The following is a 21,735-nucleotide window of genomic DNA, read 5'->3' on the forward strand; positions in this document are numbered from 1 at the left end:
TTACGTTCTGAAAGTAGTTTCAGAGGGCTAATCCGTAAGCACAAACCGCACAAGTCTATTAATCGCGGAAGGCAGCACGCTTACGTGGCCCTCATCTTCGAATTTGATGTAGCTCACTTGAACACCTTTGGTAGCGAGTGGTTCCATGCGCTCGACGACCCGTTGTGCACCCTCGACCATGAAGGAGAGCTCATCACCGCCAACAATGACAAGAAGCTTTAGTTCGTGATCCCCTTTCCATTGGGCGGTGAAGCGCTCTTGCTCCCTCAATACCTCGTCGTTGCCCCACCAGACGGAAGGGCTGCCTGATACGACGTGAGAAAAGAGCTTCGGACGCGAGAACATCGTATACAGTGTGAAATGTCCGCCCAAGGAGTGGCCGAAAATCGCCTGTTTGTTCGGATTTACTTGCCACTCGGAAGAAATAGCTGGCATCAGCTGTTGTTCAAGGAAATCGAGGAACCGATCAACTCCACCATGCTCTGGCCAAGGCTGCCCATTTGGTCGGTCAGGAAGCGTAGCTGCGTCCACAGGCATGGTCAGATCGTAACAACGGCGGTCCATGTCAAATGGTAGACGTGATGGATAGCCGATTCCTACAACAATGGCTGGGTTGAAGCCCTTGGGCTTACGGGTTTGCACCTTCACTGTCTCGGCAATCGTTCCAAACATCGCATCGCCATCCACGGCATAAATAACCGCATACCCTTCAGGAGGGGCCTCAGCTTCTGGTATCGCAATCATAATCCGATAGTCACGACCTTGGCTTGATTGCAGTGTCCACTCTACACAATTACGAGGGGAGTAGCCATTTTTCTCTATGATTCTCATTTTGCAATCAATCCTTTCACATCGTCAATGACTTTCATATGTGCGATCAGGCCGCCACTTAACCAGTGATCTCCCTCTACTTTAAACGTACGACCGTTCTTCACAGCCTCCATGCTTTTCCAAACAGGACTCTCAGTCAAATCCTTCTCGAACGCATCCCCCGTACCAGCGTCATTGATGAGGAAAATATAGTCCGCATCCAAATCAGGTAAGCTCTCTAGTGATAAATTAATGTCACCGCCGAATACAACTTGGCTCGGCAAAAAGCCTATCTCATTGGTAAGTACGTATCCACTGAAGAAATCGTACTTGATGAAGAACATCCCTCTGTCATTGAAGCGAATAATCGCTGCTTTTTTGCCTTGGATATGAGGGGCCAGCACCTTTTTGGCTGAATCGACATGCTCCTTATATTTCTGCAAAGCTTCTTCAGCTTCCGCCGACTTGCCCAACAGATCGCCTACCACGCGTACGGAAGATTCAAGATCAGCATTTGCTTGCTTGAACACATACGTCGGAGCAATCATCTTATATTTATCGTATACGCCGCTTTCGATATGGTTGGCATTGTGCAAGAGGATGAGATCTGGCTCATGGGCCATAACCGCTTCCGGCTCTGGAGGCAACCCACCTGCGAAGGTAATGGACGGCACATCTTTTAGCTTATCTTGCAAATACATTTTTGGTCTTGAGCCAGATGACCACTGTACGACCGGAGCAACGCCTAGTGCGACCAAAGTATCTTCCAGATTGGGAGCGAATATTTTGGCAGGTGCGGCAGGCAATGTCACCTCGTTACCCATTTCATCTTTTAGTATTCGCGGGTAGGCAGGTTGGTCAGTAGAGCTCTTTGCCGATCCTTCGGCACTCCCAGTCGCGGACGAATCGACCTTCTGCGTCACAGACTCATTGCTTGCATTGTTCCCGCAGCCTGCTGCAAGTCCAGCAACGAGCATCGTCGTGGTCAGCATTAGCGCAAGGCTAGTTTTCTTTGTCATACTAGTGGAATCCCCTCTCGATGATAATGTTTCTCACTGGAAAACATTATAATTCACGCGAGAAAGGGGCTCCATGGACAACACCTTGAATTGCATTTGGACTTTTCCCCGTTACCATCAGCACCATTTCATCCAGCATTCGGTTCATGGCAACAGGTGAATACTCGTACCACGGATTAGAAGGCAAGGAGTAGAGGTATCCATTTTGTACAGCGCGAAGTTCTCTCCAAAGCGAATGATGCTGCAGCGTCAGCCAGCTTAGACGTGTCGACTCATCCAGACAAACGAACAACAGGATTCGCTCCGGGTCTAAGCTCGCAAGCTGCTCGAGCGTGATGGGCTGATTGCAAGGTTTCATTTCCTTTTCCACAAGAGAAAGCTGCAAATCATCGTACAGAAGTTCCTTCATTCCTTTGTTGTTGTAGAGATGGATGCCATTCCGATAAAGTCGAATGATCGCAAATTTATCTTGCTTGAGCACGGACTGCAGGTCTGCGCGAACGGCAGCAGCCTTCGCTTCATAAAAAGCGATCCAGGAGTCACAAGAAGTTTCTTTGCCCGTGTAGTTGGCCACTTCACGTAATTGCTCTCTCCAGCCAGATGATTGGAGGGTCAAGACGTCTATGCCATGTGCGGACAAGCGTAGCCTAGTAGTTTCGGGAAGTTCTATGTGGCTAATGACAACGTCCGGTTTGGCAGCCAGAAGCATCATTTCCTGATCGTCATCGTTCCATGGTGTTTCGACCGCTTTTAGATGAACCGCAATTCGTTGCTGAAACTGCTGATAGTAATAGGGGGTCCACTTCGCATCCAAAGGAGCAGCGACTGGTAAAATTCCTAATACCATTAGATGACCCAGCAGGGAAGGGGAGAAGACGGCAACTTTGCGCTCGGAAGCTCTTTCATACACGGATGGGGACACTCCCACTTCCTTTTTGAACTTCCGACTAAAGTAAAACTCATCGCTATACCCGATTGTTTTCGCAATATCCCGCAGCTTCATATCCGTCTCGCGTAACAATCGTTTGGCGTGATTAATACGCAGACTCGTTACATAGTCCATGACACTTTGTCCGTAAGCCTTTTTGAACGAATCGCCAAAATAGCTCGGACTCAAGTTCGCCATCGCTGCCAACGTAGTTACGTTTAACGGACGATCGAAGTTACAGATCATATAGGCACGAACCTCGTGGAGTGACATATGACGTCTAGGCTCGTATTCTTCATTTTGCTTCATGAATCCATCCACCTTTTCAGGCAAGTGCAAAACTTTGTGATAATGATAATTATTATCTATGAATAAAAGCAAAAATGATAGAGGAAGAGAAAAATTAAGGCGACCACTCCCCAGTATCGTAGGGAAGTGATCGCCCGCCAATTCATTTTTGGAATTACTCTTCGCCGGTAGCTACTGGATTATCTGGATACGAGCTCCAGTCACTCCAGCTGCCCAGATACAATTTCACATCTGATCGACCAGCAGCATGGAAAGCGAGCAAATTGGAGCAAGCCGTCACGCCTGAGCCGCAATAGACAATCAATTCTTTATCAGCGTAAGGGGCGAGACGCTTTTGCAGCTCGTCTGCTGGAAGCATCGTCTGATCACCAGCGAGGTTGTCCTTATAAAAGAAATTGTGCGCCCCGGGAATGTGACCTGCTTTTGCGTCGATTGGTTCGTTCTCGCCGCGGTAGCGTTCTGGCGCACGAGAATCGAGCAATACAGTGTGCTCGCTGCGTTGTTTGACACCTTCTATGTCAACCAGCATGTCGTGGCGGACATAGGGGACGAACACTCGAGGTTGTACAGTAGGTACTTCTGCTGTTATCTCATAGCCAGCCTTTTTCCAAGCAGCGTATCCGCCATCGAGTACAGCTACCTGATCGTGACCAAGGTATCGCAGCAGCCACCATAGACGTCCTGCCATCGCCATTTCCTGATCATCGTAGGCGATGACAGTCGTGGTGGCATCGATTCCCGCATTTGAAAAATGGGCAGCCAGCAGATCCGTGTCTGGTAGAGGATGACGTCCACCATGCTCCCTTTTGGAGCCAGAAAGGTCACGGCTCAGATGAAAGTAGAGGGCTCCCGGGATATGGTCCTTCGTGTATTCCTCTGCACCTGCTTCAGAAGCACTTAAAGCAAAACGACAATCGACGATCACCAAATTTTCATCGTTCAGATGATCCTTGAGCCATTGAGGTGTGACAAGTGCTTGCATGAATCTCCCTACTTTCGCTTTTTTTTCTTCATCATAGCAGATGGCAATCCAATCAGGTACAATAATTACGGTAAGGTAGTTAGGAGAGAGGAGAAGAGAGGAGAAGAGAGATGAAGCGTTTCATTCGCTATTTTTTAGAGGGGCTATTGTTTGTCATTCCTTTGGCAGTGACGATTTATATTTTGTACTGGATTTTCACGACTGTGGATAATTGGTTCTACCTGCTGGTCCACAAGTGGTTTAATCTCCAAATTCCAGGACTAGGCTTCCTCTTGACCATACTCGGCATCACGATTGTAGGTTTCCTTGCATCCAATGTGCTGACACGCGGAGTACTTTCGCTCGTGTCCACTGTTTTCGAGAAAGTGCCGTTTATCAAACTCATTTATACATCCATCAAGGATTTGATCGGAGCGTTTGTAGGGGAGAAGAAGAGCTTCGACAAGCCGGTGCTCGTGACGCTATCCAAGGATGGAAATGCGAAGGCAATGGGGTTTATTACAAAGGAAAGCCTCGATTCTTTCGGTCTGACAGACCATGTAGCGGTCTATCTGCCCCAGTCGTACAATTTTGCAGGAAATCTCCTGTTGTTCCCGAGCGATCAGGTACTGCTGCTTGATACGGAAAGCTCAGAAGTCATGGCATTCCTGGTATCGGGTGGAGTATCCGGAGGTCCGCAAAACGTAAACAAAAAAAGCAGCGATGCGTAAATAATACAAACCTCCAGCGCCACGAGTCTTGTGGTTTTGGAGGTTTGTTGCTTGTTTCTTGGGAACTTCTTTCGTGTTCTCTCCATTCAATCCTGTAGTTACTATAGCGATCGTTGTCAGAGGTGGTATTCATATATACTTTGAACCACACCACTGTAACTTGCACCAACTACGACTTTTCCACATAAAAAAGACACTCAAACGAGTTTGAGTGCCTTCTCATTTTAATTATGTTAGCTGCTAAAAAATCCACTATGGCTGGAATATTTACGACGGTAGTGACGATGACCGTATGTTCGATGCCCCATCTTCCAAAAAGGGCGATATCGGTAATCACTGCTGCTGTACTTGTGATAGCCACGTCCGGTCATTTTCCACAAGAACCGGGCGCCTTTCTTAAAGAGGACCGCCACAATGACAATCGCAACGATCAATATAACGAAACCGATCCCCAAAATCGTGAGTAGGACTGACATCCACATCGTCTCCTTACCAAAAAGGTCTTACCCTTTTTTACGGATGACTCCACAGGAAGTTTCAATTATCCCTCTGCATTCAAATATTTTTCATAGGGAGTGTAGTCGATTTCTTTGGATTGCAGGTGGGCAATGAGCCATTTGTGGTCCCGCTTGGGGGTTGCTACGATGTAGCCCTTTACAATCAAATCTGTTGTAATGGTGGTTGCTTTCTCTTCCAGCGCGATCTGGCCGATTTTCGCTGCAATAGAACGTCTCGCAACATCACGAAACAACTGTGGCACAGGATCAACTAATTCATTGAGCAAGGTCAGACCCTCATCTGTCCAGAGTGAACGTGTCTGATCAATGTAATGATCTTGCCAATCCAAGTCGGATTTTCCGTCTTGCTTGGGCATGGACTTGAGAAATTTGCGGAACATGAAATACCCGCCAATGGCCATAAGACTTACGAGAACGATGGTCCAACCAACGATAAACAGGGAAAACCCTGTAGACATTTCACCCATACCTTGTACACCTCATTACGAATATCCATTCACTAGTAAAAATTGTACCTTATTTTGGTTCGAGCAACAAACTTTTTGTGCATTTTCCTATCCTTGGGGTTTGCTCTTCCCAAGAACACATACAATTTAGTATGATTAGAATTAATCTTTATTGGGAGTTGACGCTCATGTTCAAGCTTGGACAACGCGTCGTCATTGTTGCCGACTCCTTCGAGCAAGGTTTGCCTTTGGGTGAATACGGTTACCTGATTGCTCGTGACCGCAATCCGGACAGCGCATTTTCCTGGGTTTTACGCATTCCGAAAATTGATAAGCAAATCGCCGTTGTAGAAGAGGATATCGCCTTGGAGGAGCAGTTGCTGGAGGAAGAAGCAAATCGCATCTCGCATGAGGCTTTACTTGATTTTGCATTGGCGACAAGGAACGAAGCACTGTTTCGACAACTGATGGGCATGGAAGATGCAGAAGAGGCAAATGACGAACCCGCGAAGGAATCAATGGAGGAATTTATCCGTAAAGTAAATATCAAAGCATGGATCTAATTGGCGGTTTTCCTTGTGTGGAGAATCGTTCTTCTTCTTTGGAAATATCTTGTCCCTTTAACAATCATTTGAAACTTTTGTGAGGAAATGAAAGCGAGGCTGTTTCATGTCTGAATTTGTGACGTTTACCAATGAGTTCGGTCAAACCATCGATATGTCCCGAGAGGACTACCAGAAAAAAATAATTCCGCAAAATCTGGATAAGTACTGGGATGAAAAAGATAAGCTTCGCGATTTTGCGATGGAGTTGGTGAAGGGTCAATTTCATGAGCAAGCCGCTGTCGCTGCCGACAGGCTTCTCGAATTATACGGTCCAATCGAGTCTGCTCTCATTTTCCGTGCAGTCGTTCATATGCAGGCGAGAGAATTTGAAAGCGCTAAAAAAATCCTGACAGATTGTCTGGAACGATTCCCGTCCTCGGGCACGGCATGCACCAATTTGGCAAAAATCTTCGCGTTTGAGGGAGATGAGCCAAAAGCGTTCGAGACCCTACATACAGGCCTTCACAAAGACCCGAATCAAGAAAATGGCTTGAACATGTTTGTCGAGAGCTTCTTGCAAAGAGGGAAAAAGGATGAGCTGAAAGGGCAGCTAGAGGCGCTGGCAAGTAAAGAAGGCGCATGGAGACCACAATTGCAGCTGGCGCGTGTTGCGTTGAATGAGGAGGATCTCCTGAATGCAATGAAATGGTACACGGTAGCGATTGAAGGAGCGAAAGATCGCTTTGAGGTCGTCATGACTGTGACAGGTGAATTGGGACAAGCGGGTTATGTCTATCAGTTGATTCAGATTTGTGAAAAGTTCTGGACGCCACATTTCCCGTATCCGTATGCAGGCTTCAACTATGCCAACGCTCTGTTGGCGACCGATCAAATGGAAAAGGCAATTGTCATCCTGCGAAACATGCAAGAGCATTTGCCAGATAACTACAAGCCTATGGTCGATCACTTCCTGAATCGAGTACCTGGAGCGCACGAAGTGGAAGCAACCGCCCAACAGAAAGTCGTCGAGAGCCAAATGGACGATCCGACGACGAAGAAGAGCAAGTGGAAGTTTTGGAAGTAAATCGATAGTTGTAGCGCCCGGCATTTCGCTGTCGGGCGCTTTTCTGTAAAAAGGGGGGGGCTGTGCGATGCTGCATCATGTAGAAGTGTATGTCTCCAATCTGGCACGCTCAAAAGATTTTTGGGGCTGGTTGTTGGAGGGGGGACTGGGCTATACGCGATATCAAGAATGGGCCAGTGGGGTAAGCTGGAAACAGAACGGTACCTATCTGGTTTTTGTCCAGGCAGAAGAGCGATTCCTTGACATTTCGTATCACCGTTGTCGTGTCGGTTTAAATCATCTGGCATTTTACGCACGGGATCGAGAGCATGTGGAAAAGCTGCGGGAGGAAGCTGCTCGTCGCGGTATCTCTTTGCTCTATCAGGATCGGCATCCGCATGCTGGAGGCGAGGGACATTATGCTTTGTTTTTCGAGGACCCAGATCGAATTAAGGTCGAGATCGTCGCCCCCTAACCTCTCCAAAACGTATTGCTCCATGAAAAAACGGTGCAATCATCCCCGGTAGATGGTTGGCACCGTTTTTTAGAAGCCATCTATTTGAACTGGCTGGTGAGCCGCCGCTCTATATAGGCTACGCCTTGATACATCAGGGTAGCGATAACCGCGATAATGGCTAAGCTCATCATGACCAGGGTGAAATTAAATACTTGGAAGCCATATATGATCAAATACCCCAAGCCTTGCTGGGATACGAGAAACTCTCCGACGATGACGCCCACCCATGAAAGTCCGACATTCACCTTCAGCGTAGCGAGAAGGGTTGGGATGGTAGCTGGCAAAATGACGAGCGTGAAGATTTGCCGCTTGCTACCCCCGAGTGTTTGCACGACTTTGACGTAGTTTTGATTGACTTCCTTGAAGCTGGTGTAGACGTTGATTGTGGTGATGATGACCGAGATCGCGCACCCCATCGCTATGACGGAGAGCAAACCTGGACCAAAGCCGACGATAAAAACCGGACCGAGGGCTACTTTTGGCATACTGTTGGCAATCACCAGATAAGGCTCTAGTACGCGGGAGAGAAAAGGGGACCACCATATGATCGTTGCCATGACGGTTCCCAGAATCGTTCCTAAGAGAAAGCCGATAATCGTTTCCCATACGGTCAAGCCGACATGCGGGAGAAGACTGCCATCTTGCAGCTGCAACCAAAATTGAGCCCAAATCTTGGAGGGATAGCTGAAGATGAGTGCATTAATGGTGTTTGTTCGAGCCAAGAGCTCCCATAAACCGAGAAAAACGAGAAAGAGGAACAGTTGTGTGGAAAAGACGGAAAAGCTCATACGCTTTTCTAACTGTAAGTAGCGACGATGGACAGATTCAATTTCCTTTGGCTGCATCAGACACTACCTCCATCTCTTTCCACACGCGATGGAACAAGTCTTGGAATCCATCATGATTTCTGGCATCGAATGGCAGAGCATCCCGGATCGGGTTGGGTACGACAATCTCGCTGTTGATGCGTCCCGGGTTGCGAGAAAAGATATAGACGCGATCGCCCATCGCGATCGATTCGGAGAGATCATGTGTCACAAGCACTGCCGTTTTCTTATGCCGACGCAGCGTCGAAAAAATCAAGTCTTCGAGCTTGAGTTTGGTTTGGTAGTCCAATGCCGAAAATGGTTCGTCAAGCAACAGTACATCAGGTTGACAGGCGAGTGTACGGACGAGTGCAACCCGTTGCCGCATGCCGCCTGATAGCTGCAGGGGAGAGGATTTGCGTACATCAGACAGTTCCATCTCATCCAGCAGATGCAGGGCGTACTCCTCTGTTTCCTTGGAACGGATGCTTTGGATTTCGAGTCCGAGAAACACGTTGTCTTCGATGGACCGCCAATTGAACAAATAATCTTGCTGAAGCATGTACCCAACTTGCCTAGACGTTCCGTTGACTTCTCTTCCGTCGATCCACACCTTGCCTGCTGTCGGCTTCTCAAGCCCTGCAATGAGTGAGAGCAGCGTCGTCTTTCCACAACCGCTGGGACCAACCAGACAAATGAACTCGCCTTCCTCCACGCGCAGGTTAATGTCTTGGACCGCCATGAACGCCCTGGTCGTGGATAAATAAAGATGGGTCACGTGGCCGAGTTCTATTTTTGCCGGCGTAGAAGAAATCTGCTTCATGACGGCCTATTTCCCTTCCTTGGATTGGGTAGCAAAAGTGGTGTTTACCAGCTTGGTGTAATCAGCGCGTTGCTTTAATTCACCAGCGGAATCCATAATATCTTGTAACTGATTCCATTCCTTTTCGTCCAGAATGGGATCCGTCGCATAGGAGCCTTGTTCCAGGTAACGCTGTACAGCGGTTTCCAGAATCTTTGGATCGATTTGCTCGAAGTACTTGCCAATCACATCAGCTGTTTCTTTTGCACTGTGGCTGGCAACCCACTGTTGCCCTTTGTAGACCGCATTGGTAAACTTTTGGATAGCTGCTGCGTTGCTGTCGATATAGCTTTGTTTTGTCATGAAGACGGTGTATGGAACGGTTCCGCTCTCTTTGCCAAAAGAGGCGACGACATGGCCGATTCCTTCCTGTTCAAAGCGGGAGGCTTCCGGTTCAAACAGCTGTACATACGCTCCGGTACCAGATGCGAAGGAAGACGCAATATTTTTGAATTCGATATTCTGAATGAGTTCCAGGTCGCCTTGCGGATTGATATTGTGCTTTTTGAGTACATACTCTCCGACCATTTGCGGCATACCGCCTTTACGTTGACCCAAGAAGACACTGCCCTTTAGCTTGTCGAAAGTAAAGTCATCCATTTTGTTGCGGGAGACGAGGAAGGTACCGTCCGTCTGCGTGAGCTGCGCAAAGTTGACAACTGGATCGGCAGCACCTTGCTGAGAGACGTAGATGCTGGTCTCGGAGCCGACGAGCGCGACCTCGATGCCGCCAGATAACAGAGCCGACATCACTTTATCTCCGCCGGGTATGGTTGAGAGCTCCACTTCCAAACCTTCTTCCTTGAAAAATCCTTTTTCAAGTGCGACATATTGAGGGGCGTAAAACAAAGAACGAGTCACTTCACCAATTCTTATTTTTTCGGGAGTGCTGGAGCAGCCAGTCAAGACGGCCGTCATAACGAGAAAAGCGGCCAGCCCCAGCGCCAAAAATCGTTTCATGATTAGGAGTCCCTCCTTGCTAGGCTTTGTATGTTGTAGGCTATGCGCCCAGACAAAAAAGGGTGAATGCCTAGAGATAGAGACAGGCACATGATGAGGGAAGGCCACAAAGGAGATGGACATAGCGTGATCGTTACATTCTTAGGCACCGGATCAGGTGCACCCACTACGCGAAGAAATGTGAGTGGTATCGGATTGCGATTTTTACAGGCAGGTAAATGGTGGTTGTTTGATTGCGGAGAGGGGACTCAGCATCAACTACTACGAGCACCGATGAAAATTAGTCAATTGGATAAAATCTTTATCACTCATTTGCACGGGGATCATCTGTACGGTCTGATCGGACTGCTTGCGAGCCGGTCTTTGCGCAATACCGAACCGACTCCGTTAGAGCTGTATGGACCACCGGGGCTCGACCAATATTTTCGAGCTATCATGGAGGCAAGTCCAGTTCATTTGCAATATCCTTTGGAAATAAAAATCGTTAGTGAGGGCGTAATCTACGAGGACGAAGAGATCGTGGTGAGCTGTCGATTGGCGAAACATCGTGTGCCTTCGTTTGCTTATGCCGTGATGGAAAAGGAAAAGACAGGAGCATTTCAAGTAGAACTGGCAAAGCAGGCCGGTGTGCCGTCAGGGCCGTTATTTGGAGCCTTGAAGAGAGGAGAACAGGTCACACTCGAGGATGGTCGAGTGCTGGACGGGAAGGACTTCGTTGGAGAGCCGCAGCCAGGACGCAAAATCGTCTTCAGTGGAGATACGGAGCCGAGCCAAGCGGTTGTGGAGCTGGCAACAGGGGCAGATTTGCTTGTCCACGAAGCGACCTACGCCCATCATGACAAGGAGTTGGCGACCAGAAGCGGGCATTCCACAGCACGCGAGGCGGCTCAAATTGCCAAAGACGCGGGTGTGAAAGAACTATGCCTGACTCACTTTAGTCCACGTTATGAAGATGAAGACGGAGATTTTTCGATGGAGGATCTGTTGGCAGAAGCGCAGCAAATTTTCCCGGCGACCCAACTGGCTGATGATCTTGGCAGCATTTCTGTAAAGCGAGAGAGAAACGATGGGAGAAAGCCATAATCCCTGCTATAATGAATGATCACGATGGAGGAGGTGGGGGAGCATGAAGCGGATTACTTTTACTACACCAGAAGAACTCATTCAACATTGTCAGTCGGAAGAGGTCAGCCTCGTCGTCGAATATCGAGACGATGTGAACAAGCAACGCCAGGTCATTTTGACGGGAGAGCAGCTTGTAGAGGCACAGACCTACCTGAACTTCTCCAAATCGGAAGCGTATTACCGGAAGGACGGGCTTTTTTACGAAGTCATTGCAGGCTGGAAGTAAACCACATCGTCAGGAGATGAAAGAGACGTGTCTGGCAGAGGGTTCAACAGGTCGATCACAGTTCGCTACATGATGTTTGTACTGGGCTTGTTCGTTGGTGCATTCGGTACAGTACTGGCCATTAAAGCAAACCTCGGCGTAGCACCTTGGGAAACCTTTCACATTGGCCTGCAAAAAACATTTGGATTAACGATTGGCCTGTGGTCTCAGATCGTAGGAGTCGTTGTCATTTTCGCCACTTATTTGGTGGCAAAAATAAAGCCTAATTTTGGAATGTTCTTAAATATGATTTGCTTTGGCGTTTTTCTCGATCTTATCTTATGGTTAGATTTTATTCCTGAGCTGCAATCTATTTGGGCGAGGCTCTTGATGTTTCTCGCAGGTGTCGTTGTTTTGGCTGTCGGGATCGGGATGTATTTATCTCCTTCTCTTGGGGCAGGACCGCGCGACAGCTTCATGCTGGCGATGAACGAGCGTCTTGGCTGGAGTATCCAGCGAGTCCGACTGATCATAGAAGTAACCGTACTGCTTGCAGGTGCTGCTTTGGGTGGACCTGTGTCAATCGGCACGATACTGATAGCGCTGTTAACGGGACCGATGATTCAACGTACGATTCCGTTTTGGCGTCAAGTCATGAAAAAGCAGTATGGATTGCCAGAACCAGTTGAAAGACAAGCGAGCTAATCTCCTTTCCATTTGCCAGTAACTGTGTAAAAAACCAGGAAAAACAGTCTTGTATAGGCGATGGTCCAATCATTCTTGAGCATTCGCACATACAGTATGACTAGTTGCTGGCAAAGGAGGGAAAGCGAATGAGTCTGTTCAACGGAGGATTTGACGACTTTGCTTTAATACTGGTGTTGTTCGTATTGCTCGTTATCGTTGCATGCTCTTGCGACTAACGAAAACACAGGGTATTAGCTTCGCCAGGAGGGAGAGCGATTTTTCGCTCTCTCTTTTGTTTTGCAAAAAAAGCTTCGCCAAAGAGTGGCGAAGCCAAGGGGAGACATATCTTATCCGAGGCGATCATGCACTTGTTTTTTTACACTGGACATTTGCTGGTCGGATAAGTTGACACCGACCGCCTTGCTGACTTTTTTAATCAGCTCGCTTAATTTCTTGTCATCCTTCAAGTCTTTCATGGAGAAGTTTTTTGCCAACGATCGGACATCACCCATCGTCCATTTTTTCTTGCTTTTCTTGTTGATGGACTTCAGTATGTCACGTGGACTGCCCTTCGCTTTGAGCTTGACTTTTGCCTTTGCTTTTCCTTTTGCTTTTGCCATGATGCTTCGCTCCTTTCAAAGGAATACGCCTGCCATATGCAGTTATATGGAAAAGCAAGGGAGTTCGCTTGGACAGATTCAGGCCGCTATTCGCCTATTTTGCTCAACGTTGTGCAATGGCCCAAACCCATAGGGGGAGCCGTGACATAGGATGAGTCAGAACGACGCATGACAGGAGGCTAGTGGGTTGAAAATTGTCAGCTTTCATCGGGATACGCCGTTTACCGAGATACTGTCAGATTTGAAAACCAAGGTTCTGACCAAAACCGAGAGACTTCCATGGCGATGCTATGATGACCTTTCTTGCTTGTGTGTCAAACAAAAGATTTTTGAGCAGCATGAGGAGCTTTTTCGAAGGTATAAAGCGATGGTGGAAGAGAACATTACCGTAAGCGTCCATGCGCAAGGGGTGGATGAAATCCCGTGGGGCGTGCAATATGTGGGGGCACAGAGATTGTGGCGAAAGGGGCGTGGAGCAGGCGTCAAGGTCGCTGTCATCGATACGGGAATCTCCCGCGATCATTTTGATTTGAAGGATCAAATAAAGGGTGGCATCCAGCTAGTGCGCGGCAAACAAAATGGACACGGGACGCATGTCGCAGGGATCATCGTAGCTGAGATGAACCAAAGAGGAATTGTCGGAGTTTCTCCAGAGGCCCATTTATATGACGTCCGTGCTTTTGATCATGAGGGTCAATCATCTTTGTCGACCATTTTGCAGGCCCTGCAATGGTCAATTGCCAATAAGATGGATGTTGTCAACATGAGCTTTGGCATGCCCCAATATAGCGAAGCAATGGCGAGAGCAGTTGGTCGGGCCCATCAGCAGGGAATCGTATTGGTAGCATCTGCAGGCAATGGAGGGGGAGAAGCGGAGTATCCAGCGCGGTACGATGGTGTCTTAGGGGTTAGTGCGATTGATCAAATGGGAAAATTGGCATCGTTCAGTGCGAGAGGCAAGGGCGTAAATATGAAGGCACCCGGGGTTGATATTTTGTCTACGTGGCCGGGGAATCAGTTTAAAAAGCTGAACGGCACTTCGATGGCTGCCCCGCATGTAGCAGGGCTGAAGGCGTTAGAAATTGGTCGCAAGCGAAAAAAAGCATAGGGTTCCTAAAAAAATCAGCTCCGAGGCTAATGAAGCCAAGGAGCTGTTGCTTTTTATAAACGAATTATTGATGGATTTTGGTGTCATGGTCTTGCTGGACACGGAACCATATATTAAGATCGTTAATAACACTAGCCAACTCGTGGATCTCGCTGTTCAATTCACAAGATCTTACGAAATTTTCTTCTTCGGACATTTGTTTGGTTTTCTCAATGATGACCTTCTCTACCCGGTATATTTTATCCGGAATGGTCGCGCGGATTTCTTCCCATTCCAGCAACATGTCCGCTCTTTCTACCTTCGAATAATCTTCCCATTCCAGATGCAGTACGGGAAGTCGTATACCTAGCCGTTCATCATGGATAAATTGATAGCGCAAAGGTGAACTCACTCCTCTCCACCTCCATCATACCAAAAATGAATCGGTACGGGGAGAGAAATGCACACGAAAGGAGAAACCATGTCAAAAGGACGTGTTCTTATCGATGCGGATGCCTGTCCGCGCCAGGCACTCTTAACTGCCCAAGCATTGTGCAAGGAGCTCAACTGGATTTGTTTGACCTTTGCCAGTTATAATCATCAAATCGGCAACGCAAATCATGTAACGGTAGATGCCGGCCCACAAGCAGTAGATATGAAGCTGGCGAACGAAACGAGTTCAGGGGATGTCGTGGTGACGCAGGATATTGGTCTGGCAGCGCTGATTCTTGGGAAGAGAGCCCATGCCCTGACACCACACGGGATGGTTTTTGACCCAGAACGGATTACGTTTCATTTGGAAGAACGAAATGAAAAAGCGAGATATCGGCGCGGGGGAGGTCGTACGAAGGGGCCTGCTGCTCGCACGCGTGAAGATGATCAGCGATTTGCTGAGTCCTTGCGCTTTTTGATGGAAAGAGGAGATCAACAATGAATCAGACAACGAGAAAAAATGGATATGTACGCGGAGCTCTTTGGTTTGCGGTACTTGCCACAATCATGTTTGCCCTCTACGTAGCAGGGAAAGTGGCAGGTATGGATCAAGCAGCTATCGCATTTGCGGAGTCGATTCGCTCGGATGCGGGGACTGCTTTTTTCCGATTGGTAACCAATCTTGGCGGAGGAATGTTCCTTGTACCTGTAGCGGTGATCATGTTCGTTGTCCTATACATAAAGAAATATCGTGTGGAGGCAATGTTTGTTCTGATTTCCCTCGGTGCCAGTGAAGTTGCGAATGAGCTTTTAAAGCGGTTCTTTGAGAGACCTAGACCGAGTGGCGTCAATCTGATTGAGCTGCCGGAGTCCTTTTCGTTTCCGAGTGGTCATGCGATGATTGGACCAGCCTTTTATTGCATAGTTGCGTTTTGGATTGCCCAATGGTTTGCGGAGAAAAGATGGTCGTCGCTCGTACAGCCTGCGGTTTTTATTTTCGTAGCATTGCTCGCGTTCAGCCGTGTGTACTTGGGTGTTCATTATTTAAGTGATGTGCTTACCGGCTTTTTCCTGTCGATGTGCTGGTATTTTCTTCTTCGTCTTGGCTATGAAGAATGGATGGGGAGACGAAGCACGGTCGTCGACCCCATACCGCATTCCAGGTAATCAGCAAACTAGGTGGAATATCCTAATTCACTCATTAAACTCAGCCATTTTTCTACGCTGGGTTTATTTTTTTTGTCCTTCGGCAGGACGATGTACGCCGATCGTTTAGGAGGCTTATTACCTGTTATGATCAGTTCCTTCAAGGTACCCGCCGCAAGCTCCGCTTTGACGGTAGAGCGCGTCAACAAGCTCACGCCGAGACCTTCTTTGATCAGGTCGATGGCGAGCTCCGCTTTGTCTACTGTCAGCTTGGGTACGTAATTACGCGGCAGTGTCTGTCTAATCCACTCGTTAAAAGGAGGGCCCCAATTCATGTACAACAGCGGCAGATTGCGCAGCTCGCGCGAATCGACGTGTGTAGATGCGGCAATGGGGCTCTCAGGACAGCATACCAAGACAATTTCATCATCCCACGTTGGAATAACGTCAAAGTTGGGCAAGGATGGGGGAACGTACACGATTCCGATTTGAATCACGTTGTCCAGCAAATACTGGATGACATCGGACGAGTGCCCTGTCTTTGTGCTGATCGCAATTTGTGGATATCGATAGTGGTACTCTTTCAAGATCGGCTCGAGGGTGGAAGTCCAGATCGCGTTTAAGCTACCGATCGATAAATAGTCTTCATAAGGCTGGAGTGAAGCGACTTCATTTAGGGCTTCATGGGATAGTTTGAGGATTCTCTCTGCATACGGTAAAAGAGTTAAGCCCGCTTGGGTAATCTCCACACTTCTTTTATCACGAATGAAAAGAGGTTTGCCAACTTTTTCTTCCAGTTGCTTGATTCGCATTGTCACCGTAGACTGGACTAAGTGGAGCATTTCCGCAGCCTTGGTGAAATTTTTCGTTTGGGCCAATGTGTAGAAAGCGCGTAATTGTTCGAAGTCCATACAGTTGGAATCCCTCTTATCTAAATATTTGATTACCATATACAAAAATGTTCGTTTCCCAAATTATACCCTGTTCGCTAAGCTGGGGATATCCTTATTTCATGCGGGCTATCGGGAGAGCGAGGGGTATTGGGATGAAGTGGGAATGGTGGCGAGAAACGCCCTTTTCAGTGAAGCTCTTGTTAAGCACATCTTTTATGATGAATATGGGCTTTTATGCATTAATCCCGTATCTCACTTTGTATTTGACGGGTAGCATCGGCTGGACACTGGCGATGGCAGGGATAGTCCTGAGTGTTAGACAGTTCTCCCAGCAAGGTCTTGCTTTTATAGGCGGTGTGATCGCGGATGCCTTCGGATACAAAGGGGCGATGTTCCTCGGATTAGGCGTACGTGCTGTTGGTTTTGCGATGTTCGCTTTTTGTACCGAGACATGGCACTTTTTTGTTGCCGCGATTCTTTCCGGATTGGGTGGGGCGTTGTTTGAGCCTGCTTGCTCTGCTGCCTATGCGATTATTACACCTGAGGCCATCCGAAAAGAAGTATTCTCCCTTCGCAATGTGCTTGGCAATATTGCGGTTGTCGGTTCCCAAATCGTGGGGACAGCACTCTCGGCTATTGATTTTACGTACATTTCGTTGTTTGCAGGGGCCGTCTTCGGAGTGAATACAATCGTGATTTTCTTTTTATTCCCACCGATTCGCGCCACAAATACGCGGCATAGTATATGGGAAAGTATGTCCACGGTAGTGAAGGACAAGCTGTTTGTACGATATACCTTTATTTTGATGGGGTATTATTATTTGAATATGCAGGTGTTTTTAACGATTCCGCTGTTTGTTGAAAATGTTACGCATAGCAAGGTGAATGTAGGAATCGTGCTTTCTGCGCTCTCGCTGTTTGTAATCTTATTTCAAATGAAAGTGACACAATTGCTGGAGAGTTATCAGCAAAGGCTTACCTTAATTGGCATCGGGACGTTGTTTATGAGTGTGGGACTATTTTTGTTCACGTTTGCCGATTCATTGTGGCTCATTCTCTTGGATGTGTTCCTTTTTGCACTGGGTACCATGATTGCTGTTCCGAATCTGGTCGATGTCGTTCCTCGTTTTGCTCCCAAGGACTTGGTGGGCGCCTATTACGGCTTCAACGGGTATTCGATTGCCATCGGGGGTTCATTCGGACAAATAGCAGGAGGATGGGTGTACGATGTAGGGCTGCGCTTGCAAACGCCGTGGCTGCCGTGGACCATTTGTTTGGTCATCGGGTTTTGGGTGGCCTGGATGCTGCATCGCATGGAACAACAAACCGGACAAATCGGGAATGATCTTAAGAAAATAGCTCGCTCATAAATATTTTTAGGCGAAATGAAACATTTTCCATCGTTCAAACGTATATAACGATAGAGATGATTGGCGCAAGAAAGTGAGGGAATTTTTATGGAAGATATGAAAAAGCTAAAGCGCATGTTGCTGGTAACGAGTTCCCTTGGATTTGCAGTTTTTGCCATGGTAGTCGTTACGGAAATTGTCCGAATCTCATTGTAGTATTGCCAAGCCTATCGCATCACATATAAAACATGAAAAGCTTGCAGTCCCTTCTTGAAGAGGGGGCAGCAAGCTTTTCTTTTTGAATTACGCTTCGATTTTCTTTTTAAAATGGAATTGATACACGCATATCGCAATGATCATGAACGGAACTCCGCAGTACAAGGCGATGCGCTGCTCTGGATCGAATGCCAAACTCACGAGAACAAGCAAGTTCAGGATCAAGGAAATCAAAGGCAGTATAGGGTACAAAGGTGTACGGAACTTCAGGTCCTCCAACTTGCCTCCATTTTTCAGGTAATGGCGACGGAAAGCCAGCTGCGAAGCAGAGATGGAGATCCAACCCACCTGTGCGCCGAGACCAGCGATTGACAACAGTACCATGAACACCGTATCTTCTGCAAAAATACCGGACAGAAGAGACAAGAGAGCAATTGCAAACGTAATCAACAAAGCGTTCATCGGAATCCCTTTTCCATTTACGGCCCCAAGCTTTTTCGAAGCCATTCCTTCTTTGGACAGGGAGTAAAGCATACGAGTTGCTGCGTACAAACCAGAGTTAGCCACAGACAGAAGTGCTGTCAAGACAACGAAGTTCATGATGTCAGCGGCATAAGGAATTCCAATACTGTCAAATACGGCGACAAACGGACTTTCAATTACACCCGCCTGTTGGTGTGGAATCATCCCTGCCACGATAGCAATCGCCAGAATGAAGAAAACGAGTGTACGCCAAACCGTCGTACGAATGGCCTTCGGAATCGTCTGCTCTGGATTCTCACTTTCTCCAGCGGCAATCCCGATCAGCTCGGTACCTTGGAAGGAGAAGTTCACGGTGATCATCGTCATCAGCAAGCCTGTGATTCCAAAGGGGAGAAGCGGGCTTTCTGTAAAGTTGGTGAGCATTGGCGCAGGCTGACCGTTTTTCAGGTCGATGAAGCCAAACATCGCGGCTCCACCCAAGATGATGAACAAGATGATAGCGCTTACTTTAATACTGGAAAACCAGAACTCAGATTCACCGAACGCTCGAGCAGATAAAGCATTTAATAAGAAGAGCACTACACCAAAGATCGCGCACCACATCCAAACAGGTGAGTCAGGGAACCAACGTTGCATCAGCAATCCTGATGACAACAACTCTAAAGCAACGGTCACGGCCCAACCAAGCCAATACAACCAGCCTACACCAAACCCAAGTGCTGGGCTAACAAAGCGGGTCATATATGTTTGGAACGAACCGGCCACTGGCATGGCAACTGTCAGCTCGCCCAGACATAGCATAGTCAGGTACATGATAAAGCCGCCGACTAAATAGGAGAGAATGGCACCAACTGGTCCTGCCTGACTAATTGTATAACCTGATCCGAGGAATAACCCGGTTCCGATTACGCCGCCAAGAGAAATCATAAAGAGGTGTCTGCTGTTCATTGTGCGTTTCAATTGATTGTGCTGTTCCATGTTGCTTGTGGACATATAACCCTCTCCTTCACGCGAGTATGTTAAATGGATGTATGCGTTTTCAGGCGCGATAGCGATATATGCTCTGCAAGAATGATACCAAACGAAATACTTTATGAAAATATTATTTTTGAGGTATATACTGGCAAAAAGCGCAAAATGTTTCGGCAGTTGATGCAAAATAATTAAAAAAACGCCAAATCTCTTGGCGTTTATTAAAAAAGATAAGGTGAAAACTGGACTGATAGAAAACATCTAATGAGATGACCAGCAATTATTAAAAGGTAACGATGAACCAACAAAACTAGTGAGAAGAAAAAGTGCAGGGCTCGTAGACCTTGACAATGCCTACCCAGTCGGAACTTCAAAAAGGGGACCACGCTTGTCGAACACTTCTTCCTCGAGAAACTTTCGCCCGTACGGTGGCTTTGGCTCGACGGTCCCCTTTTGGAAATGGAGACGGACAGTGATTCCCACTTGCGGGCGTGTCAGAGTCGAAGAGAACTGTGCTTTTTCTTCTCCTCCACTACGTTGACTCAAACCAGAATGCTCTTAAAAGGTACTCTTTATCCCTTAATCCCCAGCTTACGCAAACGATATTGCAAGCTCTGACGACTAATTTGCAATTCCTTGGCTGCTCGTGAAATATTTCCGTTATAGCGTTCCACAACATGGTGAATATATGCTGTTTCAAATTCTTGCATGGTTTCCTTCAATGGCTTTCCTTCATCCACAAAAGGCAATGTATGAGGGGAGGGTTGCTCGATCGTTACGGAAGCGGCTGGCGTACGACGCAAAAAGTGCAAAGGCAAGTGTTCATAGCGGATGGTTGATTCGTCAATCATCAGATTCATGGCCCCCTCAATCAAGTGTTGAAGTTCTCGCACATTCCCAGGCCAGTCATGCTGGATAAAAAATTGCAGAACCTCGTCACTGATGCCTCTTACTTCCATTTGGAACAGCTCATTGTATTTCTCGATAAAATGGCTGACCAGCATCGAAATATCTTCCTTACGTTCCCGAAGCGGGGGGAGAAATAACGTGACGACGCCGAGTCGATAGTACAAGTCTTTTCGCAAATGCGAATTGGCGATTGCCTCAACAGGATCTTCATTGATAGCGGCAATGATTCGCACATCGATCGACCGATCCTTTGTGTCACCAATACGTCTAATCGACTTCTCTTGCAGAGCACGCAACAATTTTGCCTGGAGTGGCATACTAAGCGAGTTGATTTCATCGAGAAAAAGTGTTCCGCCTTCCGCTTGCTCAAACAATCCAGGTCGCTCCACTGCGCCGGTAAATGCTCCGCGAGCAGTTCCAAACAAAAGCCCTTCGATCAGGCTATCCGGAAGCGCAGCGCAGTTTTGTGAAATAAGGGGACCAGAAGCACGCAGACTGGCATTATGAATGCTTTGCACGAACAGCTCTTTCCCGGCACCAGTTTCACCGACTACCAATACGGATGAGGAGGTGCGTGCTGCGCGTTTGGCATTCTCTATGACATCGAGAATAGGACCGCTTCTCCCGATAATGTGCTCGAATGTGTAGCGTGACCCGTTTTTTTGCAGCAGGTTTTCTCTGATCAATCGTTCCATTTTGGTAACATCATTTGCGATTTCCATTGCGCCGATGATCTTGCCTTTTTCAATGATGGGGTACGTATGGTTAATGGTTGAAATTTCTTTTTGCTTGTCATTGAAATACGTTTGGCGTGTATTGCGAATGCTATTTCCGGTACGCAAGCATGTGAGCAAGGTACTTTCCTGTCCAGACGGGAACTGAAAAACCTCTGCTAAAGGTTTGTGCAAAACGTTTTGTCTGGTCATCGATTCCAGCTCGGTCATTTTGGAATTGTAGACAATCGTCGTTCCGTCCGAATCGATGACATGTACACCTTCATTCATTCTGTCCAAAATATGTTCATAAATGCGCAAGAGAGTGTCAGCTGAAGAATTATGCGTAGAAGACGACACCGTGGTCACCAGCCTTTCCTTATGAGGGTATCATAGCATAAAGGGAATGAGTGCAAAAACATT

Annotated in this window: 27 protein-coding genes; 12 read left to right on the forward strand and 15 right to left on the reverse strand. The window is 47.5% G+C overall.

The features are described 5' to 3' along the window. Nucleotides 1-27 precede the first annotated feature (27 nt). From ACFVS2_RS00825 to ACFVS2_RS00840, 4 genes are all read right to left on the reverse strand, one after another. Nucleotides 28-831, reverse strand: a complete 804-nt coding sequence (locus ACFVS2_RS00825; protein ID WP_390229862.1) for an alpha/beta hydrolase — start codon at nucleotides 829-831, stop codon at nucleotides 28-30. Then, a complete protein-coding gene (locus ACFVS2_RS00830; RefSeq protein WP_390229865.1) occupies nucleotides 828-1,829 on the reverse strand; it encodes an ABC transporter substrate-binding protein in 1,002 nt (333 codons plus the stop codon). The genes ACFVS2_RS00825 and ACFVS2_RS00830 overlap by 4 nt, the downstream gene beginning before the upstream one ends. A 46-nt stretch (nucleotides 1,830-1,875) precedes the next feature. Continuing rightward, nucleotides 1,876-3,066: a helix-turn-helix domain-containing protein gene (locus ACFVS2_RS00835; protein ID WP_390229868.1), complete on the reverse strand. Its 1,191-nt coding sequence runs from the start codon at nucleotides 3,064-3,066 to the stop codon at nucleotides 1,876-1,878. Nucleotides 3,067-3,220: 154 nt separating this feature from the next. Beyond that, entirely contained in the window at nucleotides 3,221-4,048 is an 828-nt protein-coding gene (locus ACFVS2_RS00840) for a sulfurtransferase (RefSeq protein ID WP_390229871.1), read from the reverse strand. 110 nt (nucleotides 4,049-4,158) lie between these two features. On the opposite strand from ACFVS2_RS00840, the gene ACFVS2_RS00845 reads away from it, so the two are divergent. Then, nucleotides 4,159-4,758, forward strand: coding sequence for a DUF502 domain-containing protein (locus tag ACFVS2_RS00845; protein WP_390229874.1), 600 nt, complete (start codon nucleotides 4,159-4,161; stop codon nucleotides 4,756-4,758). Nucleotides 4,759-4,991: 233 nt separating this feature from the next. On the opposite strand, the gene ACFVS2_RS00850 is transcribed toward ACFVS2_RS00845, so the two are convergent. Both ACFVS2_RS00850 and ACFVS2_RS00855 read right to left on the reverse strand, forming a co-directional pair. After that, nucleotides 4,992-5,234 carry a hypothetical protein gene (locus tag ACFVS2_RS00850; protein ID WP_007724492.1) on the reverse strand — a complete coding sequence of 81 codons (243 nt, stop codon included), beginning with the start codon at nucleotides 5,232-5,234 and terminating at the stop codon, nucleotides 4,992-4,994. A 65-nt stretch (nucleotides 5,235-5,299) separates the two neighbouring features. Next, entirely contained in the window at nucleotides 5,300-5,743 is a 444-nt protein-coding gene (locus tag ACFVS2_RS00855) for a DUF2621 domain-containing protein (protein WP_007724494.1), read from the reverse strand. Between the two features lie 167 nt (nucleotides 5,744-5,910). On the opposite strand from ACFVS2_RS00855, the gene ACFVS2_RS00860 reads away from it, so the two are divergent. The 3 genes from ACFVS2_RS00860 to ACFVS2_RS00870 all read left to right on the forward strand — a co-directional run bounded on the left by ACFVS2_RS00860 (nucleotide 5,911) and on the right by ACFVS2_RS00870 (nucleotide 7,805). Next, on the forward strand, nucleotides 5,911-6,285 hold the full coding sequence (locus ACFVS2_RS00860; protein ID WP_390229879.1) for an ATPase: 375 nt from the start codon (nucleotides 5,911-5,913) through the stop codon (nucleotides 6,283-6,285). 106 nt (nucleotides 6,286-6,391) lie between these two features. Beyond that, nucleotides 6,392-7,351 carry a tetratricopeptide repeat protein gene (locus tag ACFVS2_RS00865; protein ID WP_390229882.1) on the forward strand — a complete coding sequence of 320 codons (960 nt, stop codon included), beginning with the start codon at nucleotides 6,392-6,394 and terminating at the stop codon, nucleotides 7,349-7,351. 67 nt (nucleotides 7,352-7,418) lie between these two features. Further along, complete coding sequence (locus tag ACFVS2_RS00870) at nucleotides 7,419-7,805, forward strand: VOC family protein (protein ID WP_390229885.1); 387 nt, start codon at nucleotides 7,419-7,421, stop codon at nucleotides 7,803-7,805. Between the two features lie 80 nt (nucleotides 7,806-7,885). Here the strand turns inward: ACFVS2_RS00870 and ACFVS2_RS00875 are convergent, their stop codons facing one another. Genes ACFVS2_RS00875 through ACFVS2_RS00885 form a run of 3 tightly spaced genes read right to left on the reverse strand, consistent with a single transcriptional unit; the run spans nucleotide 7,886 to nucleotide 10,475 of the window. Further along, entirely contained in the window at nucleotides 7,886-8,692 is an 807-nt protein-coding gene (locus ACFVS2_RS00875) for an ABC transporter permease (RefSeq protein WP_106652840.1), read from the reverse strand. Continuing rightward, nucleotides 8,673-9,476, reverse strand: coding sequence for an ABC transporter ATP-binding protein (locus ACFVS2_RS00880; RefSeq protein ID WP_390229889.1), 804 nt, complete (start codon nucleotides 9,474-9,476; stop codon nucleotides 8,673-8,675). Before ACFVS2_RS00880 ends, ACFVS2_RS00875 begins: the two co-directional genes overlap by 20 nt. A gap of 6 nt (nucleotides 9,477-9,482) precedes the next feature. After that, nucleotides 9,483-10,475 carry an ABC transporter substrate-binding protein gene (locus ACFVS2_RS00885; protein WP_390229892.1) on the reverse strand — a complete coding sequence of 331 codons (993 nt, stop codon included), beginning with the start codon at nucleotides 10,473-10,475 and terminating at the stop codon, nucleotides 9,483-9,485. A 126-nt stretch (nucleotides 10,476-10,601) separates the two neighbouring features. On the opposite strand from ACFVS2_RS00885, the gene rnz reads away from it, so the two are divergent. From rnz to ACFVS2_RS00905, 4 genes are all read left to right on the forward strand, one after another. Continuing rightward, nucleotides 10,602-11,558, forward strand: a complete 957-nt coding sequence (gene rnz / locus ACFVS2_RS00890; RefSeq protein WP_390229895.1) for a ribonuclease Z — start codon at nucleotides 10,602-10,604, stop codon at nucleotides 11,556-11,558. 43 nt (nucleotides 11,559-11,601) lie between these two features. Next, nucleotides 11,602-11,826 carry a hypothetical protein gene (locus ACFVS2_RS00895; RefSeq protein ID WP_173620289.1) on the forward strand — a complete coding sequence of 75 codons (225 nt, stop codon included), beginning with the start codon at nucleotides 11,602-11,604 and terminating at the stop codon, nucleotides 11,824-11,826. Between the two features lie 27 nt (nucleotides 11,827-11,853). Next, nucleotides 11,854-12,510, forward strand: a complete 657-nt coding sequence (locus ACFVS2_RS00900) for a YczE/YyaS/YitT family protein (RefSeq protein WP_173620288.1) — start codon at nucleotides 11,854-11,856, stop codon at nucleotides 12,508-12,510. Nucleotides 12,511-12,638: 128 nt separating this feature from the next. Continuing rightward, the gene (locus ACFVS2_RS00905) at nucleotides 12,639-12,728 is read left to right on the forward strand and encodes a YjcZ family sporulation protein (protein ID WP_100169674.1); all 90 of its coding nucleotides are present in this window, start codon (nucleotides 12,639-12,641) and stop codon (nucleotides 12,726-12,728) included. 111 nt (nucleotides 12,729-12,839) lie between these two features. Here ACFVS2_RS00905 and ACFVS2_RS00910 read toward each other — a convergent pair whose 3' ends face one another. Continuing rightward, nucleotides 12,840-13,112 (reverse strand): stage VI sporulation protein F, encoded by a 273-nt coding sequence (locus ACFVS2_RS00910; RefSeq protein ID WP_007725880.1) that lies wholly within the window; start codon nucleotides 13,110-13,112, stop codon nucleotides 12,840-12,842. Between the two features lie 187 nt (nucleotides 13,113-13,299). On the opposite strand from ACFVS2_RS00910, the gene ACFVS2_RS00915 reads away from it, so the two are divergent. Then, entirely contained in the window at nucleotides 13,300-14,220 is a 921-nt protein-coding gene (locus ACFVS2_RS00915) for a S8 family peptidase (RefSeq protein ID WP_390229902.1), read from the forward strand. A 64-nt stretch (nucleotides 14,221-14,284) separates the two neighbouring features. On the opposite strand, the gene ACFVS2_RS00920 is transcribed toward ACFVS2_RS00915, so the two are convergent. Beyond that, nucleotides 14,285-14,611 (reverse strand): hypothetical protein, encoded by a 327-nt coding sequence (locus tag ACFVS2_RS00920; RefSeq protein WP_390229905.1) that lies wholly within the window; start codon nucleotides 14,609-14,611, stop codon nucleotides 14,285-14,287. Nucleotides 14,612-14,680: 69 nt separating this feature from the next. Here ACFVS2_RS00920 and ACFVS2_RS00925 point away from each other — a divergent pair, with 69 nt between their 5' ends. Together ACFVS2_RS00925 and ACFVS2_RS00930 are read left to right on the forward strand one after the other, a co-directional pair. Continuing rightward, on the forward strand, nucleotides 14,681-15,133 hold the full coding sequence (locus tag ACFVS2_RS00925; RefSeq protein WP_173620285.1) for a YaiI/YqxD family protein: 453 nt from the start codon (nucleotides 14,681-14,683) through the stop codon (nucleotides 15,131-15,133). After that, nucleotides 15,130-15,798 carry a phosphatase PAP2 family protein gene (locus ACFVS2_RS00930; RefSeq protein ID WP_390229908.1) on the forward strand — a complete coding sequence of 223 codons (669 nt, stop codon included), beginning with the start codon at nucleotides 15,130-15,132 and terminating at the stop codon, nucleotides 15,796-15,798. The genes ACFVS2_RS00925 and ACFVS2_RS00930 overlap by 4 nt, the downstream gene beginning before the upstream one ends. An 8-nt stretch (nucleotides 15,799-15,806) precedes the next feature. On the opposite strand, the gene ACFVS2_RS00935 is transcribed toward ACFVS2_RS00930, so the two are convergent. Continuing rightward, nucleotides 15,807-16,688, reverse strand: coding sequence for a LysR family transcriptional regulator (locus ACFVS2_RS00935; RefSeq protein WP_017247917.1), 882 nt, complete (start codon nucleotides 16,686-16,688; stop codon nucleotides 15,807-15,809). Between the two features lie 134 nt (nucleotides 16,689-16,822). Between ACFVS2_RS00935 and ACFVS2_RS00940 the strand changes: the two genes are divergently transcribed. After that, nucleotides 16,823-18,040, forward strand: coding sequence for an MDR family MFS transporter (locus tag ACFVS2_RS00940; protein WP_390229911.1), 1,218 nt, complete (start codon nucleotides 16,823-16,825; stop codon nucleotides 18,038-18,040). Between the two features lie 282 nt (nucleotides 18,041-18,322). On the opposite strand, the gene ACFVS2_RS00945 is transcribed toward ACFVS2_RS00940, so the two are convergent. The 3 genes from ACFVS2_RS00945 to ACFVS2_RS00955 form a co-directional block, all read right to left on the reverse strand. Next, the gene (locus ACFVS2_RS00945; protein ID WP_390229914.1) at nucleotides 18,323-19,711 is read right to left on the reverse strand and encodes an amino acid permease; all 1,389 of its coding nucleotides are present in this window, start codon (nucleotides 19,709-19,711) and stop codon (nucleotides 18,323-18,325) included. A 333-nt stretch (nucleotides 19,712-20,044) separates the two neighbouring features. Further along, entirely contained in the window at nucleotides 20,045-20,236 is a 192-nt protein-coding gene (locus tag ACFVS2_RS00950; RefSeq protein ID WP_390229917.1) for a hypothetical protein, read from the reverse strand. Between the two features lie 26 nt (nucleotides 20,237-20,262). Next, nucleotides 20,263-21,681 carry a sigma-54 interaction domain-containing protein gene (locus ACFVS2_RS00955; RefSeq protein ID WP_173620281.1) on the reverse strand — a complete coding sequence of 473 codons (1,419 nt, stop codon included), beginning with the start codon at nucleotides 21,679-21,681 and terminating at the stop codon, nucleotides 20,263-20,265. Nucleotides 21,682-21,735: the final 54 nt, after the last annotated feature.

Origin of the sequence: Brevibacillus sp. NPDC058079, assembly GCF_042885155.1 — a bacterium.
Taxonomy (GTDB): domain Bacteria; phylum Bacillota; class Bacilli; order Brevibacillales; family Brevibacillaceae; genus Brevibacillus.